Genomic DNA, 17,571 nt, shown 5'->3' on the forward strand with positions numbered 1-17,571 from the left:
CTCGCAATGCGCTAAGCCGCCGGCGAATACTCTGGACACTGGAATCCATTCTTTGTTATTGCCTTTTGCCCGTTATGAAGTTCCCCGCCACACTCAGCACCAACACCCACATTCAGGACACCTGTCGATGGCAGTAGCAGCGTTTACATTCTTTATTATCCATGGCGGGTTATTACTAATGCTTTGTTGGCACGATCTGCGTCATGGCTTACTTCCCGATAAATATACCTGTCCTCTGCTGTGGAGCGGTCTGCTTTATTATCTGTGTATGTCACCGGCCCATCTGGCGCATGCGGTATGGGGAGCAATAACTGGCTATCTGGCCTTTGCGCTGCTCTATTGGTTCTACAGAGGGATTCGTGGGTATGAGGGTATCGGCTACGGCGATGTTAAATTTCTTGCCGCTCTTGGGGCCTGGTATGGCTGGAGTGTTTTACCGCAGCTGGTTCTTATCGCAACGATTCTGGCATGCGTAACCGTAATTCTGCTGGCGCTCTGGAGACGAAAAAAGGAGGTGTTGTATAACCCGCTGCCTTTTGGCCCTTTCCTGGCCGCAGCGGGCTTAACATGTGCATGGCAGACTTTTTTTAGTCAGCCACTTTAATCTGCGACTGGAGATAATTCTGCAGACCAATCTTGCCTATTAAGTCCAGCTCAGTTTCCAGCCAGTCAATATGGCCTTCTTCATCTGCAAGAATGGTAATTAGCATATCACGACTGACATAGTCATGAACGCTATCGGCATAGGCAATAGCTTCTCGTAGATCCTTTGCACCTTCCAGTTCCAGCCTCAAGTCAGACTGCAACATCTCCTCGACATCCTCGCCAATACGAAGTTTGCCAAGATCCTGCAGGTTTGGGATACCCTCAAGAAACAAAATACGCTCGATATACTTATCGGCATGTTTCATTTCATCGATAGATTCATGGTATTCAACATCGTTGAGGCGCATCAGGCCCCAGTTTTTGAACATTCTCGCATGGAGAAAGTATTGATTAATTGCGACAAGCTCATTTCCCAATAATTTATTGAGATAACTTATGATTTTGACATCACCTTTCATTATATAGTCCCTCCGCTTCCACTCATTGAAGCGTAGTTCGGGCTATAGGGATGTCAAAGCAAAGCTGAAGCTCTTCAGGCGATCTCTTGATATTCCGGCATACGGGTTAATTCATCTTCCATAATTTCACGCGCTGCACGAACACACTTACCACATTGATTTCCAACGGGAATAAATTTTCGCAGTTGCTGGAAAGACTGAGGATTAAATTGGCGTACTGCCTGGCGAATTTTTTTATCGTTCACCCCATTACACAGACAAACGTACATAGATACTCCCGTTTAAATTACATCCAAAGTGTAAATGAGAATAGTTATGATTACAATAGCCTGTTTATTAAATATACATCCCGTTTATTCATGCCAGTATTGGCTTGTTCATACAAATAGCAGGCAGCAAAAAGGGCGCCTGAGCGCCCTTTTTAATTCAGAACTAATTATTAGCCCAGAACTTTAGCAACCACGCCCGCGCCAACGGTACGGCCGCCTTCACGGATTGCGAAACGCAGACCGTCGTCCATCGCGATCGGGTGGATCAGGGTAACAACCATTTTGATGTTGTCGCCCGGCATTACCATCTCTACGCCTTCCGGCAGTTCGATGGTGCCAGTCACGTCAGTTGTACGGAAGTAGAACTGCGGACGGTAGCCTTTGAAGAACGGAGTATGACGGCCGCCTTCGTCTTTGGACAGAATGTACACTTCAGATTCGAACTTGGTGTGCGGCTTGATAGAACCCGGCTTCGCCAGTACCTGACCACGTTCGATTTCTTCACGTTTGATACCACGCAGCAGAACACCAACGTTCTCACCAGCACGGCCTTCGTCCAGCAGTTTGCGGAACATTTCAACGCCAGTACAGGTAGACTTCGCAGTCTCTTTAATACCAACGATTTCAACTTCTTCGCCCACTTTGATGATACCGCGCTCTACACGACCGGTAACAACGGTACCACGACCGGAGATGGAGAATACGTCTTCGATCGGCAGCAGGAACGGCTTGTCAATCGCACGCTCTGGTTCCGGAATGTAAGAATCCAGGTAGCCAGCCAGTTCGATGATTTTCGCTTCCCAGTCTGCGTCGCCTTCCAGCGCTTTCAGAGCGGAACCACGAACGATCGGTGTGTCGTCGCCCGGGAAATCGTACTGAGACAGAAGTTCACGAACTTCCATTTCAACCAGTTCCAGCAGCTCTTCGTCATCAACCATGTCGCATTTGTTCAGGAACACGATGATGTACGGAACGCCTACCTGACGACCCAGCAGGATGTGCTCACGAGTCTGCGGCATCGGGCCGTCAGTCGCAGCAACAACCAGGATCGCGCCGTCCATCTGCGCAGCACCGGTGATCATGTTTTTAACATAGTCGGCGTGGCCCGGGCAGTCTACGTGCGCGTAGTGGCGAGTCGGGGTGTCATATTCAACGTGAGAAGTGTTGATGGTGATACCACGAGCTTTTTCTTCCGGCGCGTTATCGATCTGGTCGAATGCGCGAGCAGAACCACCGTAGGTTTTAGCCAGAACGGTAGTGATTGCAGCGGTCAGAGTAGTTTTACCATGGTCAACGTGGCCGATAGTACCGACGTTGACGTGCGGTTTTGTACGTTCAAATTTTTCTTTAGACACGGCTATATTCCTTACTATAGTGCTCTCCCCTTCAGGAGAGAGCACGGGACTTTGGTTTTAACCCTGCGGCTTATTTGCCACGGGCTTCGATTACGGCCTGAGCAACGTTGTTCGGCGCATCATCATACTTCAGGAACTCCATGGAGTAAGAAGCACGACCTTTGGTCAGAGAACGCAGCTGAGTTGCATATCCGAACATTTCAGACAGCGGAACTTCAGCGTGGATCACAACGCCAGTCACGTTGGATTCCTGACCGCGCAGCATACCGCGACGACGGCTAAGGTCACCGATAACGTCACCAGTATTCTCTTCCGGAGTTTCTACTTCAACCTTCATGATCGGCTCAAGCAGAACTGGTTTCGCTTTCTTAAAGCCATCTTTAAAGGCAATAGAAGCGGCCAGTTTAAACGCCAGTTCAGAGGAGTCAACGTCGTGGTAAGAACCGAAGTGCAGACGCACGCCCAGATCAACTACCGGGTAACCAGCCAGAGGACCAGCTTTCAGCTGCTCCTGGATACCTTTATCAACGGCCGGGATGTATTCGCCAGGAATTACACCACCTTTAATGTCGTTGATGAACTCGTAACCTTTCGGGTTAGAGCCCGGCTCCAGCGGGTACATGTCGATAACGACGTGACCGTACTGACCGCGACCACCAGACTGTTTAGCGTGTTTACCTTCGATATCGGTAACTTTCGCGCGAATCGCTTCGCGGTAAGCAACCTGAGGTTTACCGACGTTCGCTTCAACGTTGAATTCACGCTTCATACGGTCAACGATGATGTCGAGGTGCAGCTCACCCATACCGGCGATGATAGTCTGGTTAGATTCTTCGTCAGTCCATACGCGGAAAGACGGGTCTTCTTTTGCCAGGCGGCCCAGAGCCAGACCCATTTTTTCCTGGTCAGCTTTGGTTTTCGGTTCAACAGCGATAGAGATTACCGGCTCAGGGAATTCCATACGCTCCAGAATGATCGGCGCGTTAGGGTCGCACAGCGTGTCACCCGTAGTTACGTCTTTCAGACCGATAGCCGCAGCGATATCGCCCGCGCGAACTTCTTTGATCTCTTCACGTTTGTTAGCGTGCATCTGTACGATACGACCGAAACGCTCACGTGCAGCTTTCACGGAGTTCAGGATAGTATCACCAGAGTTAACCACACCGGAGTACACACGGAAGAAGGTCAGGTTACCCACGAACGGGTCGGTAGCGATTTTGAATGCCAGAGCAGCAAACGGCTCATCATCGCTAGCGTGACGCTCAGCCGGAGTATCTTTACCGTCGTCCAGGATACCGTTGATCGCAGGTACGTCAATCGGGGATGGCAGGTAGTCAATTACCGCATCCAGCATCGCCTGAACACCTTTGTTCTTGAACGCAGAACCACAGGTTACCAGGATGATTTCGTTGTTCAGAACGCGCTGACGCAGAGCAGTTTTAATCTCTTCTTCAGTCAGTTCTTCACCACCCAGGTATTTCTCCATCAGGTCTTCAGAAGCTTCAGCCGCGGACTCGATCAGGTTCTGGTGCCATTCTTCGGCCAGTTCCTGCATGTCTGCCGGGATATCTTCGTAAGTGAAGGTTACACCTGCATCTTCTTCGTTCCAGTTGATGGCTTTCATTTTCACCAGGTCAACAACACCGGTGAACGCTTCTTCAGCGCCAATCGCCAGCTGCAGCGGAACAGGGTTCGCGCCCAGACGGGTTTTGATCTGACCAACAACTTTCAGGAAGTTCGCACCCATACGGTCCATTTTGTTAACGAACGCAATGCGCGGAACTTTATATTTGTTTGCCTGACGCCATACGGTTTCAGACTGAGGCTGAACACCACCAACTGCGCAGTAAACCATTACTGCACCATCAAGCACACGCATGGAACGTTCTACTTCGATAGTGAAGTCAACGTGCCCCGGGGTGTCGATGATGTTTACGCGATGCGGTTCATACTGCTTAGCCATACCTGACCAGAATGCAGTAGTCGCTGCGGAGGTGATAGTAATACCACGCTCCTGCTCCTGTTCCATCCAGTCCATGGTGGCAGCGCCGTCATGAACTTCACCGATTTTGTGGTTTACACCGGTGTAGAACAGAATACGTTCGGTAGTAGTAGTTTTACCGGCGTCGATGTGCGCACTGATACCGATATTACGGTAGCGTGCGATGGGTGTTGTACGAGCCATTTGATTCCTCGTTTATTTCTTTAGGCGTTCAGTTAAGTTATCCAAAACGGGCGACTTACCTGAAGCGCCCGCCTGGTGACTATGACTCCGAAGGGATTACCAACGGTAGTGTGCGAACGCCTTGTTGGCTTCTGCCATACGGTGAACGTCTTCACGTTTCTTAACTGCAGTACCTTTGTTGTCTGCAGCATCAGAGAGTTCGTTCGCCAGACGCAGAGCCATGGATTTATCACCACGTTTACGAGCAGCTTCAACGATCCAACGCATTGCCAGGGCATTACGACGAACCGGACGGACTTCAACTGGAACCTGATAAGTAGAACCACCAACGCGGCGAGACTTAACTTCTACAGTCGGGCGCACGTTGTCGAGAGCGACTTCGAAAGCTTCCAGTTCATTTTTACCAGAGCGCTGAGCCAGGGTCTCCAGCGCGCTGTATACGATTGCTTCTGCAGTAGATTTTTTACCATCTACCATCAGGATATTTACAAATTTAGCCAGCAGTTCTGATCCGAACTTAGGATCCGGCAGGATTTTACGCTGACCAATGACGCGACGACGTGGCATGGAAATACTCCGTTGTTAATTCAGGATTGTCCAAAACTCTAAGAGTTTAGTTTGACATTAATATAAAACGTTTGGCCTTACTTAACGGAGAACCATTAAGCCTTAGGACGCTTCACGCCATACTTGGAGCGAGCTTGCTTACGGTCTTTAACGCCGGAGCAGTCAAGCGCACCACGAACGGTGTGGTAACGAACACCCGGAAGGTCTTTAACACGACCGCCACGGATCAGGATCACGGAGTGCTCCTGCAGGTTGTGACCTTCACCACCGATGTAGGAGGTGACTTCGAAACCGTTAGTCAGACGCACACGGCAAACTTTACGCAGTGCGGAGTTCGGTTTCTTAGGAGTAGTGGTATATACACGAGTACATACACCACGTTTCTGCGGGCAGGCTTCCAGCGCCGGCACGTTGCTCTTTGCAACTTTGCGCGCGCGTGGTTTGCGTACCAGCTGGTTAATTGTTGCCATTAAATAGCTCCTGGTTTTAGCTTTTGCTTCGTAAACACGTAATAAATCGCCTCATATAATATGAGGACGCAGAATTTTAGGGCGGTGCCGAAAAGGTGTCAAGAAATATACAACGATCCCGCCATTACCAGGCTAACTGACCTGCATGTTTGACAGACAGTCTGACGAAATCAGTATAGCTAACCCTGATAACACTGTCCGCAATTTGACCAGCCAGCCCGCGGGCTTCGATATCTTCCTGCAGAGCGTAGATGGATATGGAGGCAGATTGCAGGATTTCAAGGAAACGACCTGACGCAATGGCTGCGATGACGCCGTCCGACAGCAGCAGAAGCTCGTCACCTTCTTTTATCAAACGCAGCATTGCCGCAATATCGGCGTGCCAGGGGGATACGCTTAGTGTGTGGAGCATTCAGGCCTCAAAAACGCAGTATCACGTTAAAATCATCAAGCCGGGCGCGCAGAGCCTCCGGCTCCAGACATTCAACATCAACGATCCACGGCGTGGCACCATTCAGACCGCGCTCGCGTGCTGATGCCGCGCAAATCCAGCGCTGTTCGATATCGTATAGCGATAAGAGTTTGAAGGTAGAGATATAGTCGCGCGCCAGCACCGCAGCTGGCTGCTGCTCCGGGAGAAGCTGAAACACGCCATCACCGATGAAGAAAACGCCGATCTCTTCCGTCAGCGCTGAAGTCGCCAGCAGGGCATCCAGCCCCTCCCTGCCCGAGGCTGAACCATGAGGCGCGGATGAAAATACAAAGGCCACACGTTTCATCAGAACTGCACCATTCGATCGCTGGTTAACGCGGCTTCCGCCAGCGCGCCTAATCCGCTCAGCGTAAAGCCTGGCTGTAAATTATGGGCAGGTAAACCCAGCTGACGGGCCTCCTGTTCATCGGTAATTCCACGGCGTAAAGCTGCAGCTACACAGATATGTAAGGAAACAGAGTGTTCCTCATGTAGCGCCTGCCAGGCCCTGACCAGATCAAATTCATCGCTGGCGGGGGCCGTTAGCTGATTCGCGTTATATACGCCCTCACGATAGAAAAAGACGCTGAGCAACTCATGGCCTTCCTGCAATACGGCTCGGGCAAACTGTAATGCGCTGCTGGCCTGCTGCGTACCGTAAGCCGGCCCCGTCACCGTAATGGCGAAGCGCATTATTTATCAAGCCCCTGGAAATCTCCGCTTTTGAACTGGCGAATATAGAGATATACCGTGTGCTTGGAGATGTTCAGCCGGTCAGCAACCTGATTAATGGCATCCTTGATATCAAAGATCCCTTTCTCATAGAGGTTCAGCACAATCTGGCGATTTTTGGCGTTATTAGAAACGTTCCGATCGGCGTTCACCTCTTCAATAGTAAACTCAAGCGTCTGCGCAACCAGATCGTCAACGGATGAAGCAAAGTTGACCTGAGAGTTCACTTCCGTCGTCTCCGGCGGAATAAAGGTGCTCATAATTTGAGAGAACGGCACATCAAGATTCATGTTAATGCACAGCAGGCCGATAACCCGATGGTCACGGTTACGGATAGCGATCGTGACCGATTTCATCAGTACACCGCTTTTGGCTCGCGTAAAATAGCATTTGGAAACGCTGCTATCGGCCCCAGTCATATCGTGCAACATGCGCAACGCAAGGTCGGTAATTGGCGAGCCGATTTGACGGCCGGTGTGTTCACCGTTGGCGATACGAATAGCGGAACATTTTAAGTCCTGCAATGAGTGCAGTACGATTTCACAATGGGAACCGATGAGCATCGCTAACCCGTCCACTACCGCTTCATAGGATTTGAGGATATCGAAGTCGGTCTGGTCAAAAGGACGTTGATCCAGCAAATCAAGCTCGCTGGTCTCGTTGGTTAAAAGCGACCTGGACATGAAAAAAAGCACTCCTTTTCAGGAGCCTGTCGTTATCGTCAGGGCAGGCTCATCATCATTATTAATCTATCTAAAGTAATACAGCGCCTGAGGTTCTTTCCAGTTTTAATTATATTTGCCCGCAATAAAAAAACCGCCGCCCCTGGAGGCGGCGGCATAAACCGGATTACTTCTTAGCGTCAGCGGCAGGCGCTTCAGCGGCTGCTTCAGGCTTGGCATCCTCTTTCGGAGCCGGTTTAATATCCAGCAGCTCTACGTCAAATACCAGCGTAGAGTTTGCCGGAATACCCGGAACGCCGGTTTTTCCGTAAGCCAGATCTGGTGGAATGACCAGCTGAATTTTACCGCCTTTCTTGATGTTCTTCAGACCTTCGGTCCAGCCAGGGATTACGCCGTCCAGACGGAAAGAGAGCGGCTCGCCGCGGGTGAAGGAGTTATCAAACTCTTTGCCATCGATCAGCGTACCTTTGTAGTTCACAACCACAGTATCGCTATCTTTTGGCGCTTCACCGGTACCTGCTTTCTCAACTTTGTACAGCAGGCCAGATTTAGACGTTTTCACGCCTTTCTCTTTAGCAAAGGCATCGCGGTAGGCTTTGCCTTTTATCTCATTCTCAGCGGCATCTTTTTCCATTTTCTGCTGAGCGGCAGTTTTTACGCGTGTTTCAAACGCTTGCAGAGTCTGTTCAATCTCCTGATCGGACAGTTTGCTCTTATCAGCGAAAGCATCCTGAACACCGGCAATCAGCTGAGCTTTATCTAATTTGATGCCCAGTTTTTCTTGTTCTTTCAGGGAGTTTTCCATGTAACGTCCCAGCGATGCACCCAGCGCATAAGCAGATTTCTGATCGTCATCTTTGAATGCCGATTTGCTATCCGTTGCAGGTGCCGCAGTCGCTGCAGGTTCTGCTGATGCTCCTTTCGCAACAGTTTCCGCAGCCAATGACAGCGGTGCGTTCAGGGCGATGGCCATTGTGGTCGCCAGCAGCGTTACTTTAAACAGTGATTTCATCCATTTCTCCAGGGCCGGGGCATCTCACCCCAAGGTTATCGTAAAAAACAAAAAACGTACTATAAAACGTTGCAGAACAAATCAACATACAGACGTACCTGAATATCGCCTCATTTAAGACTATTTTTGTGTAAATTAGTTTCCCGTCAGACGTAACGATGCTGCGCGGATGCTGAAACTTCAGTAGAATCCGCCCGCTGGATAAGACAGAAGAGGTTACTCATGCACGATAGCACTTTAGAGACTCGCCTTGCGGAGCTGGAGAGCAGACTGGCGTTTCAGGAAATCACTATTGAAGACCTCAACAAGACCGTCACCGCCCACGAGATAGAAATGGCCAGAATGCGCGAACATATGCGCCTGATGGTGGAGAAACTAAAAGCCACTCAACCATCCCACCTGGCTTCACAGGCAGAAGAAACGCCGCCACCACATTATTAAGACGTAAAAAAAGCGGGTCTCCCCGCTTTTTCTCTTCCGCAACGCTAGCGTAACGAAATTAGTGGCAACCGCAGCCGCCGTTACCGCCGCAACCGCCTTTACCATGTTCATGATCATGGCCGTGACCGTGGCCACCGCAGCAACCATCATGATCGTGGTCGTGCCCATGATCGTGGCCGTGAGCTCCGTGTACATGACCGTGCTCCAGCTCTTCCGCCGTTGCTTCACGCAGGGCGACAACTTCCACGTTGAACTTCAGGTTCTGACCAGCCAGCATGTGGTTACCGTCGACAACAACGTGTTCGTCACCTACTTCGGTGATTTCTACCGGTACCGGACCCTGATCGGTTTCCGCCAGGAAGCGCATGCCAACCTGCAGCTCATCAACGCCCATAAAAACGTCTTTAGGAACGCGCTGAACCAGGTTTTCGTCATACTGGCCGTACGCGTCGTTCGCGCCGACTTCTACGTCAAATTTGTCGCCAACTTCGTGACCATCCAGCGCATTTTCCAGGCCGGAAATCAGGGAACCGTGACCATGCAGGTAGTCCAGCGGCGCGCTTACCGGAGACTCATCAACCAACACACCGTCTTCTGTACGTACCTGATAGGCCAGGCTGACCACCAGGTCTTTTGCTACTTTCATGATATCTCCTGAGCATGGGAAGAATAGTGGCGCAGATTGTAGCGGAATTCTGCAGCCGTGTACTCTCTAGCTTAAAAAAAGCCGATAGATAACGCTAGTCCGGATGAAAAATGCCTATCACTTGCTCTTCTTTGCGAACATGCTCGCGGACCTGTTTATCCGCCTCCCGCATCTGATGACCACACTTAACGCACTCAACTATATCGACATTATTCTCACGCCACATCGCCAGCGAATCCTGCGCCTGGCACGCCGGACATTTCGCACCGGCAATAAAACGTTTACGCACAGCCATATTATTTACCTTTCATTCAAATTCATCCCAGCCGTCTAACTGCCTGCTCTCTTTTTGCATCTCACGCTGGAAGATCTCTTCCAGCTCGCGTCTGGCTTCTCTCACCCGGGATATCTGCTGAGTATCACTATGCACCGGCATCAACTCACGCAGCATCCGCATATCAAGACGCCGAAAATGCAGCTGCGCGCGCTGCGCCTGATGGGGATGCATACCTATCGAGATCAGCGCTTTACGTCCCAGCTCCAGCGCGCTGGAGAATGTTTCGCGTGAGAATTGCGCCACGCCCGCCTGCAGCAATTCATGTGCTTCAACGCGTCCCCGCGCTCGCGCCAGAATATGCAGATGTGGAAAGTGTTGTTGACACATCTCCACCAGCTTCATGGTATCTTCCGGCTCATTACAGGTAATAACGATCGACTTCGCTTCTTCGGCTCCCGCCGAACGCAGGAGCTCCAGCTGAGTCGCATCACCAAAATAAACTTTATAACCATATTTGCGCATCAGATTGACCGCGCTGATATCACGCTCCAGCACCGTAATACGCATTTTGTTCGCCATCAGCAGGCGGCCAATCACCTGACCGAAGCGACCAAAACCAACGATAATGACCTGCGGTTTATCATCTTCAACCCACGGGGCCTCCCCCTCTTCATCAGATTGATTAAAGCGTCGCGAAAGAACGCTATCGATCAACTTCATTAAAAGCGGCGTGGTCATCATCGACAATGTCACCGTGACCAGCAGCAGGGCCATCTGATCGTTTTGAAACAAACGCAGCGAAGCGGGTAGTGAAAAGAGGACAAAAGCGAACTCCCCTCCCTGGCTAAGCACACCGGCAAACTGCACCCGTTCCGAGCTACGCAGGCCGTACACGCGCGCCAGGAAATACAGGACGACGCCCTTTACCGCCACTAATATTACAACGCTGGCGACGACCCATAGCAAATGGGTGTATAGCACCCCCAGATTGAGCGCCATGCCAACGGAGATAAAGAACAGCCCGAGGAGGAGCCCTTTGAACGGCTCAATGGCGATTTCCAGCTCGTGGCGGTATTCACTCTCGGCCAGAAGAACGCCGGCGATAAAGGTCCCCAGCGCCATCGACAGACCAAGAGCGTCCATAAACAGAGCCGAGCCAAGAACCAGCAGCAACGTTGCAGCAGTGAAAACCTCCCGCACCCCGGAACCGGCGATAAAACGGAATACCGGCCTCAACAGATAGCGACCGCCAATCAGCATTCCACCGAAAGCCAGTACCTTCATCCCTATGGTGAGCCAGTTAAAATGATCGTCGCCTGAACCCGCAAGCAGGGGAACCAGCGCCAGGGCCGGAATAACGGCCAGATCCTGAAACAACAGCACCGAGAAGCCCAGCTGTCCGGATTCGCTGCGGCTCATGCCTTTTTCACGCATCAGCTGCAGCGCCATCGCGGTTGAAGACATCGCCAGCCCAATACCGCCAACCACCGCTGCGCGCCATGAAAAGTCGCTCAGCATGAGCAAAGCGCCAAGAATGAGCGCGCTGAAAGCGACCTGCGCGGCCCCCACGCCGAAAATTGAGCTTCTCAGTCGCCAGAGCTTGGACGGGTTCAGCTCCAGCCCGATGATAAACATCAGGAAGACGACGCCTAATTCTGAAAAGTGAAGAATTTCCTCAACATCGCTGATGAATCCTAATCCCCATGGGCCGATGGCGATACCGGCCAGCAGATACCCCAGCACGGCCCCAATCCCCAGCCTTGCCGCCAGCGGCACCGCCACCACGGCGGCAAACAGAAATAACACCCCGGCCAGCAGTAAATCAGCTCCCGCCATTTGAGCCTCCTGCGCTGATAGGGTGACTTAACCAGTCTCGATACGCACGAGCGCGGCTTTTCAGGTCTTCAGGTGATTGTCGTCGCGCCCAGTAGACAATAATTGGGCTCATCCAGTGCATGCGGCACATACCGGCGGTCAGTTCAAAAGGACGAAGAATGTCATTCATCGGATAACGATGGGCATCGCGACGGTAGGCGCTCTCAGGCTCGCCGGTGGTTATCACGCTACGCCAGTACTTTCCCGCCAGCTGATTCCCTCCCGCTCCGCTGGCAAATCCGCGGCTTAAAACCCTATCCAGCCACTCTTTCATCAACGCCGGACAGCTCCAGGTATAGAGCGGGTGCTGGAAAACAATCACCTCGTGCTGGCGCAGGAGCTCCTGCTCCCAGGCGATATCAATAAAAAAATCCGGATAGTGCGCGTAAAGATCGTGCACGGTCACATTCGACAACTGTAAGGCCGGTTCAAGCAAAACCCGGTTGGCCACGGAATCCTGAGATTCTGGGTGGGCATACAGCAGCAAAACTTTCGCTGTCTGAGACATCTTTCCCCTCCCGAACGTCTTCTGGCGGCCTGTGCAGCGGCTGCGTCCCGACGCAACCAGAATGACTTTGTGTATCATCTTCGTTTTGGGCTACCATTGCGGCCCGGTTGAGCGATTCGCTCCACACTACATTATCATAATGACAAATTAACATAGTCAGAACATACGGCGCCTTATGATTGTTTTCTCCTCGTTACAAATTCGTCGCGGCGTACGCGTCCTGCTGGATAACGCTACCGCCACTATCAACCCAGGGCAAAAAGTCGGCCTGGTGGGTAAAAACGGCTGCGGTAAATCCACCCTGCTTTCGCTTTTGAAAAACGAGATTAGCGCCGACGGCGGCTCGATGACCTTCCCCGGCAGCTGGCAGCTGGCGTGGGTTAATCAGGAAACCCCTGCGCTACCGCAGCCGGCTATTGACTATGTTATTGACGGCGATCGCGAATTTCGCAAGCTGGAGGCCGATTTACGGGAGGCCAACGAACGCAACGATGGTCATGCCATCGCGACGGTACACGGCAAGCTGGACGCCATCGACGCCTGGACTATACGCTCTCGTGCGGCCAGCCTTCTCCACGGTCTGGGTTTCAGCAACGAACAGCTGGAAAGACCGGTGAGCGATTTTTCCGGAGGCTGGCGTATGCGCCTTAACCTCGCTCAGGCGCTCATTTGCCGTTCCGACCTGCTGCTGCTTGATGAACCGACTAACCACCTGGACCTTGATGCGGTCATCTGGCTGGAGAAATGGCTTAAAGGCTATACCGGCACGCTGATCCTGATTTCCCACGATCGCGATTTCCTTGACCCGATCGTCGATAAAATTATTCATATCGAACAGCAAACCATGTTCGAGTACACCGGCAACTACAGTTCGTTTGAAATCCAGCGCGCAACCCGCCTTTCTCAACAGCAAGCGATGTATGAGAGCCAGCAGCAGCGCGTCGCCCATTTGCAGAGCTATATCGATCGTTTTCGCGCCAAGGCCACTAAAGCCAAGCAGGCGCAAAGCCGCATCAAAATGCTTGAGCGCATGGAGCTCATTGCACCAGCCCATGTCGATAACCCGTTCCACTTCAGCTTCCGCGCGCCGGAAAGCCTGCCCAATCCGCTGCTGAAGATGGAAAAAGTCAGCGCCGGTTATGGCGAACGCGTGATCCTCGACTCAATCAAACTGAATCTGGTTCCAGGTTCGCGGATCGGTCTGCTGGGGCGCAACGGAGCCGGTAAATCGACGCTAATTAAACTACTGGCCGGTGAGCTACAGCCGCTGCACGGTGAAATTGGTCTGGCGAAAGGTATCAAGCTTGGCTACTTTGCCCAGCATCAGCTTGAGTTCCTGCGTGCGGACGAATCGCCGCTGCAGCATCTTGCCCGGCTGGCGCCGCAGGAGCTGGAGCAGAAGCTGCGCGACTATCTGGGCGGTTTTGGCTTCCAGAGCGATAAAGTCAACGAAGAGACAAAGCGTTTCTCCGGCGGCGAGAAAGCACGTCTGGTGCTGGCGTTAATCGTCTGGCAGCGGCCAAACCTGCTGCTGCTTGATGAACCGACTAACCACCTCGATCTCGATATGCGCCAGGCGCTAACCGAAGCGCTCATTGATTTTGAAGGCGCGCTGGTAGTGGTTTCGCATGACCGTCATCTGATTCGCTCCACTACCGACGATCTCTACCTGGTACACGATAGCAAAGTCGAACCTTTCGACGGCGATCTGGAAGACTACCAGCAGTGGTTAAGCGACTCGCAAAAGCAGGAAAGTCAGGCCTCTGAAGAGCCGAAAGAAAACGGCAATAGCGCCCAGGCGCGTAAAGATCAGAAACGCCGGGAAGCCGAGCTGCGTACGCAAACCCAGCCGCTGCGCAAAGAGATTGCCCGACTGGAAAAAGAGATGGAAAAGCTCAACGCACTGCTGGCGCAGGCGGAAGAGCAGCTCGGCGACAGCGAGTTGTACGATCAAAGCCGCAAAGCAGAACTCACCGCCTGTTTACAGCAACAGGCTAGCGCGAAGTCCGGGCTGGAAGAGTGTGAAATGGCCTGGCTGGATGCCCAGGAACAGCTGGAGCAAATGCTGCAGGAAGGCTAGCGGCAATATGCATCCAGCAAGGCGGGGAAACCCGCCTTTTTTCATCTCTCTCCGCGGCTTTTTCACGTAACCTGCTTACCGATTAGCCGCAAGACCACATATTGGCTAACCTGCGCACTTCATGCGCGGTATAGTATGGACAAAGATTATTAATTGCTCTGGTGCTATGGTTGATATCACTCCTACAGAAATGACGCCCCCTGAAAACGACTCGCAGCAGTTTCACCCGATGCGCGGCCTGGGCAATCGTCATTTGCAAACCATGTTGCCGCGGCTAATCCGTCGCAAACTCCGTTTCACTCCCCACTGGCAGCGTCTTGAACTGCCGGATGGCGATTTTGTCGATCTCGCATGGAGTGAAGACCCTTCTCAGGCGCGCCATAAACCTCGGTTAGTCGTTTTTCACGGCCTGGAGGGCAGCCTGCACAGCCCTTACGCGCACGGACTCATCCACGCGGCAATGCAGCGCGGATGGCTGGGCGTGGTAATGCACTTTCGCGGCTGTAGCGGCGAACCAAACCGCAATAACCGTATTTACCATTCGGGTGAAACGGAAGACGGCGCCTGGTTTTTACGCTGGCTCCAGCGCGAATACGGCGATGTCCCAACCGCAGCGGTTGGATATTCGCTCGGGGGCAATATGCTGGGCTGCCTGCTGGCAAAAGAAGGCGATGATATTCCCGTCGATGCCGCGGTTATCGTCTCGGCTCCGTTTATGCTGGAAGCCTGCAGCTCGCATATGGACAAAGGTTTCTCCCGCGTTTATCAGCGCTACTTGCTCAACCTGCTGAAAGCTAACGCCGCACGTAAACTCAAAGCCTATCCCGGCTCTCTGCCTGTCGATTTACGTCAGCTAAAAAGCATGCGCCGTATCCGCGAATTTGACGACAGCATCACCGCCAGGATCCACGGTTTTGCCGATGCGCTGGACTATTATCGCCAGTGCAGCGCCATGCCGCGATTAAGCGATATCACTAAGCCAACGCTGATTATTCACGCGAAGGACGATCCTTTTATGGATCACCACTCAATTCCTCCGCAAGAGCAGCTGCCGGCGAACGTTGAATATCAGCTCACGGAGCACGGTGGGCACGTTGGTTTCGTCGGCGGCACGCTGCGTAAGCCGGAAATGTGGCTTGAAAAGCGCATCCCGGATTGGCTAACCCGTTGGTTAGGAGCGAAAATATGATCATTCCCTGGCAAGATCTCGATCCCGAAACGCTGGACAATCTGATCGAAAGTTTTGTATTACGTGAAGGCACCGATTATGGTGAACATGAACGTTCGCTGACTGATAAAGTCTCCGATGTTAAACAACAGTTGAAAAGCGGAGAAGCCGTGCTGGTGTGGTCAGAGCTGCACGAGACGGTCAACATCATGCCCCGCAAGCAGTTTCACGGCTAAGGCGGCACACACTATCGTTTATCCTGGGAGTAGTTATGTCTGCCAAACATCCGGTGATTGCCGTCACGGGCTCCAGCGGCGCGGGAACCACGACCACCAGCCTTGCCTTTCGCAAAATTTTCGCCCAGCTAAATCTGCATGCCGCCGAAGTAGAAGGCGATAGCTTTCACCGCTACACCCGTCCGGAAATGGACATGGCGATCCGTAAAACACGCGATCAGGGTAAACATATCAGCTACTTTGGCCCCGAGGCCAACGACTTCGGCCTGCTGGAACAGACCTTTGCGGAATATGGGCTCAGCGGCAAAGGTCAGTCGCGCAAGTATTTACATACCTATGATGAAGCCGTGCCGTGGAATCAGGTTCCAGGAACCTTCACGCCCTGGCAGCCGCTGCCCGAACCAACTGACGTTCTGTTTTATGAAGGGCTGCACGGCGGCGTGGTTACGCCTCAGCATAATGTCGCTAACCATGTTGACCTGCTGGTCGGCGTGGTGCCGATCGTCAATCTTGAGTGGATCCAGAAGCTTATCCGCGACACCAGCGAACGCGGGCACTCTCGTGAGGCGGTGATGGATTCCGTCGTCCGCTCAATGGAAGATTACATCAACTTTATCACCCCGCAGTTTTCGCGCACCCATCTCAACTTCCAGCGTGTACCGACGGTGGATACGTCCAACCCGTTTGCGGCTAAAGCCATCCCTTCGCTGGATGAAAGCTTTGTCGTCATTCACTTTCGGAATCTGAAAAATATCGATTTCCCCTGGCTGCTGGCGATGCTGCAGGGTTCATTTATCTCACATATGAATACGCTGGTGGTTCCGGGCGGAAAAATGGGACTGGCGATGGAGCTTATTATGGCGCCGCTGGTCGAACGGCTGATGGAAGGCAGAAAAATTAGCTAAGAAGCCAATCCCGGCAGCACGATTGCACTGCCGGGGTCCGGTCGCTTTACCCTTCGATGACTTCATAAGAGTGGGTAATGTTTACCGCTTTCTCCAGCATCAGCGCCACCGAGCAATATTTTTCCGCCGACAGGTCGACAGCGCGGGAAACGGCTGCATCTTTCAGCTCTTTACCGGTCACAATAAAATGCAGGTTGATATGGGTAAACAGACGCGGCGCTTCTTCGCGACGCTCAGAAGTCAGCTTAACTTCGCAGTTGGTAACGTTATGCCGACCCTTCTGCAAAATGGACACGACATCAATCGCGCTGCATCCGCCCGCCGCCATTAGCACCATTTCCATTGGGCTCGGCGCTTTATCCCCGGAATTGCCGTCCATCAGAATCTGGTGACCGGAAGCCGACTCACCGATGAAGGTTAACCCTTCAACCCACTTCACTCGCGCTTGCATAAATTTAACTCCAGGTCTGTAATTTTCCTGACAGATTACGCGCACATAACATTTCTCGCAACGGAAGGCGACCTGGGTCATGCTGAAGCGAGACACCAGGAGACATGCAGCGAAAGCTATGCTAAAACAGTCTTGATGCTACAGTAATACATTGATGTACTGCATGTATGCAGAG

22 protein-coding genes are annotated in these 17,571 nt (G+C 52.3%); 6 read left to right on the forward strand and 16 right to left on the reverse strand.

Annotated features, from left to right (window positions below; genetic code table 11):
• Positions 1–127 precede the first annotated feature (127 nt).
• On the forward strand, positions 128–604 hold the full coding sequence (locus tag GJ746_RS23195) for a prepilin peptidase (RefSeq protein WP_154682265.1): 477 nt from the start codon (positions 128–130) through the stop codon (positions 602–604).
• Here the strand turns inward: GJ746_RS23195 and bfr are convergent.
• The 11 genes from bfr to fkpA form a co-directional block, all read right to left on the reverse strand.
• Entirely contained in the window at positions 588–1,064 is a 477-nt protein-coding gene (gene bfr, locus GJ746_RS23200) for a bacterioferritin (protein ID WP_004125910.1), read from the reverse strand. The genes GJ746_RS23195 and bfr overlap by 17 nt on opposite strands.
• Positions 1,065–1,138: 74 nt before the next feature.
• The gene (gene bfd, locus GJ746_RS23205; protein ID WP_004125913.1) at positions 1,139–1,333 is read right to left on the reverse strand and encodes a bacterioferritin-associated ferredoxin; all 195 of its coding nucleotides are present in this window, start codon (positions 1,331–1,333) and stop codon (positions 1,139–1,141) included.
• 170 nt (positions 1,334–1,503) lie between these two features.
• Positions 1,504–2,688 (reverse strand): elongation factor Tu, encoded by a 1,185-nt coding sequence (gene tuf / locus GJ746_RS23210; protein ID WP_004097636.1) that lies wholly within the window; start codon positions 2,686–2,688, stop codon positions 1,504–1,506.
• A 70-nt stretch (positions 2,689–2,758) separates the two neighbouring features.
• Positions 2,759–4,873, reverse strand: coding sequence for an elongation factor G (fusA, locus tag GJ746_RS23215; protein WP_154682266.1), 2,115 nt, complete (start codon positions 4,871–4,873; stop codon positions 2,759–2,761).
• A gap of 96 nt (positions 4,874–4,969) precedes the next feature.
• Positions 4,970–5,440 (reverse strand): 30S ribosomal protein S7, encoded by a 471-nt coding sequence (gene rpsG, locus GJ746_RS23220; protein ID WP_004106370.1) that lies wholly within the window; start codon positions 5,438–5,440, stop codon positions 4,970–4,972.
• A 95-nt stretch (positions 5,441–5,535) separates the two neighbouring features.
• Complete coding sequence (gene rpsL / locus GJ746_RS23225; protein ID WP_002920115.1) at positions 5,536–5,910, reverse strand: 30S ribosomal protein S12; 375 nt, start codon at positions 5,908–5,910, stop codon at positions 5,536–5,538.
• A gap of 124 nt (positions 5,911–6,034) precedes the next feature.
• Positions 6,035–6,322: a sulfurtransferase complex subunit TusB gene (gene tusB, locus GJ746_RS23230; protein ID WP_154682267.1), complete on the reverse strand. Its 288-nt coding sequence runs from the start codon at positions 6,320–6,322 to the stop codon at positions 6,035–6,037.
• A 7-nt stretch (positions 6,323–6,329) separates the two neighbouring features.
• The gene (tusC, locus tag GJ746_RS23235; protein WP_154682268.1) at positions 6,330–6,689 is read right to left on the reverse strand and encodes a sulfurtransferase complex subunit TusC; all 360 of its coding nucleotides are present in this window, start codon (positions 6,687–6,689) and stop codon (positions 6,330–6,332) included.
• The gene (tusD, locus tag GJ746_RS23240) at positions 6,689–7,075 is read right to left on the reverse strand and encodes a sulfurtransferase complex subunit TusD (protein ID WP_154682269.1); all 387 of its coding nucleotides are present in this window, start codon (positions 7,073–7,075) and stop codon (positions 6,689–6,691) included. The genes tusC and tusD overlap by 1 nt, the downstream gene beginning before the upstream one ends.
• Complete coding sequence (locus GJ746_RS23245; protein WP_004106380.1) at positions 7,075–7,797, reverse strand: transcriptional regulator; 723 nt, start codon at positions 7,795–7,797, stop codon at positions 7,075–7,077. Before GJ746_RS23245 ends, tusD begins: the two co-directional genes overlap by 1 nt.
• 166 nt (positions 7,798–7,963) lie before the next feature.
• Positions 7,964–8,809, reverse strand: coding sequence for an FKBP-type peptidyl-prolyl cis-trans isomerase (fkpA, locus tag GJ746_RS23250; RefSeq protein ID WP_154682270.1), 846 nt, complete (start codon positions 8,807–8,809; stop codon positions 7,964–7,966).
• A gap of 222 nt (positions 8,810–9,031) precedes the next feature.
• On the opposite strand from fkpA, the gene GJ746_RS23255 reads away from it, so the two are divergent.
• The gene (locus GJ746_RS23255) at positions 9,032–9,250 is read left to right on the forward strand and encodes a protein SlyX (protein WP_154682271.1); all 219 of its coding nucleotides are present in this window, start codon (positions 9,032–9,034) and stop codon (positions 9,248–9,250) included.
• A 58-nt stretch (positions 9,251–9,308) separates the two neighbouring features.
• On the opposite strand, the gene slyD is transcribed toward GJ746_RS23255, so the two are convergent.
• The 4 genes from slyD to kefG all read right to left on the reverse strand — a co-directional run bounded on the left by slyD (position 9,309) and on the right by kefG (position 12,556).
• Positions 9,309–9,896: a peptidylprolyl isomerase gene (gene slyD / locus GJ746_RS23260; RefSeq protein ID WP_139538955.1), complete on the reverse strand. Its 588-nt coding sequence runs from the start codon at positions 9,894–9,896 to the stop codon at positions 9,309–9,311.
• 94 nt (positions 9,897–9,990) lie between these two features.
• Positions 9,991–10,191 (reverse strand): YheV family putative zinc ribbon protein, encoded by a 201-nt coding sequence (locus GJ746_RS23265; RefSeq protein ID WP_154682272.1) that lies wholly within the window; start codon positions 10,189–10,191, stop codon positions 9,991–9,993.
• 12 nt (positions 10,192–10,203) lie between these two features.
• Positions 10,204–12,009, reverse strand: coding sequence for a glutathione-regulated potassium-efflux system protein KefB (gene kefB / locus GJ746_RS23270; protein ID WP_154682273.1), 1,806 nt, complete (start codon positions 12,007–12,009; stop codon positions 10,204–10,206).
• Entirely contained in the window at positions 11,996–12,556 is a 561-nt protein-coding gene (gene kefG, locus GJ746_RS23275) for a glutathione-regulated potassium-efflux system ancillary protein KefG (RefSeq protein WP_154682274.1), read from the reverse strand. The genes kefB and kefG overlap by 14 nt, the downstream gene beginning before the upstream one ends.
• Before the next feature lie 175 nt (positions 12,557–12,731).
• Between kefG and GJ746_RS23280 the strand changes: the two genes are divergently transcribed.
• The 4 genes from GJ746_RS23280 (at position 12,732) to GJ746_RS23295 (ending at position 16,945) form a co-directional block, all read left to right on the forward strand.
• A complete protein-coding gene (locus tag GJ746_RS23280; RefSeq protein WP_154682275.1) occupies positions 12,732–14,636 on the forward strand; it encodes an ABC transporter ATP-binding protein in 1,905 nt (634 codons plus the stop codon).
• 190 nt (positions 14,637–14,826) lie between these two features.
• On the forward strand, positions 14,827–15,825 hold the full coding sequence (locus GJ746_RS23285; RefSeq protein WP_195908883.1) for a hydrolase: 999 nt from the start codon (positions 14,827–14,829) through the stop codon (positions 15,823–15,825).
• Positions 15,822–16,040: a YheU family protein gene (locus GJ746_RS23290; RefSeq protein WP_138359210.1), complete on the forward strand. Its 219-nt coding sequence runs from the start codon at positions 15,822–15,824 to the stop codon at positions 16,038–16,040. Before GJ746_RS23285 ends, GJ746_RS23290 begins: the two co-directional genes overlap by 4 nt.
• A gap of 35 nt (positions 16,041–16,075) precedes the next feature.
• Complete coding sequence (locus tag GJ746_RS23295; protein WP_154682277.1) at positions 16,076–16,945, forward strand: phosphoribulokinase; 870 nt, start codon at positions 16,076–16,078, stop codon at positions 16,943–16,945.
• 46 nt (positions 16,946–16,991) lie between these two features.
• Here GJ746_RS23295 and GJ746_RS23300 read toward each other — a convergent pair whose 3' ends face one another.
• Positions 16,992–17,396, reverse strand: a complete 405-nt coding sequence (locus GJ746_RS23300) for an OsmC family protein (RefSeq protein ID WP_004106401.1) — start codon at positions 17,394–17,396, stop codon at positions 16,992–16,994.
• Positions 17,397–17,571 lie beyond the last annotated feature (175 nt).

It is taken from the genome of Klebsiella oxytoca (assembly GCF_009707385.1).
GTDB lineage: Bacteria > Pseudomonadota > Gammaproteobacteria > Enterobacterales > Enterobacteriaceae > Klebsiella > Klebsiella oxytoca_C.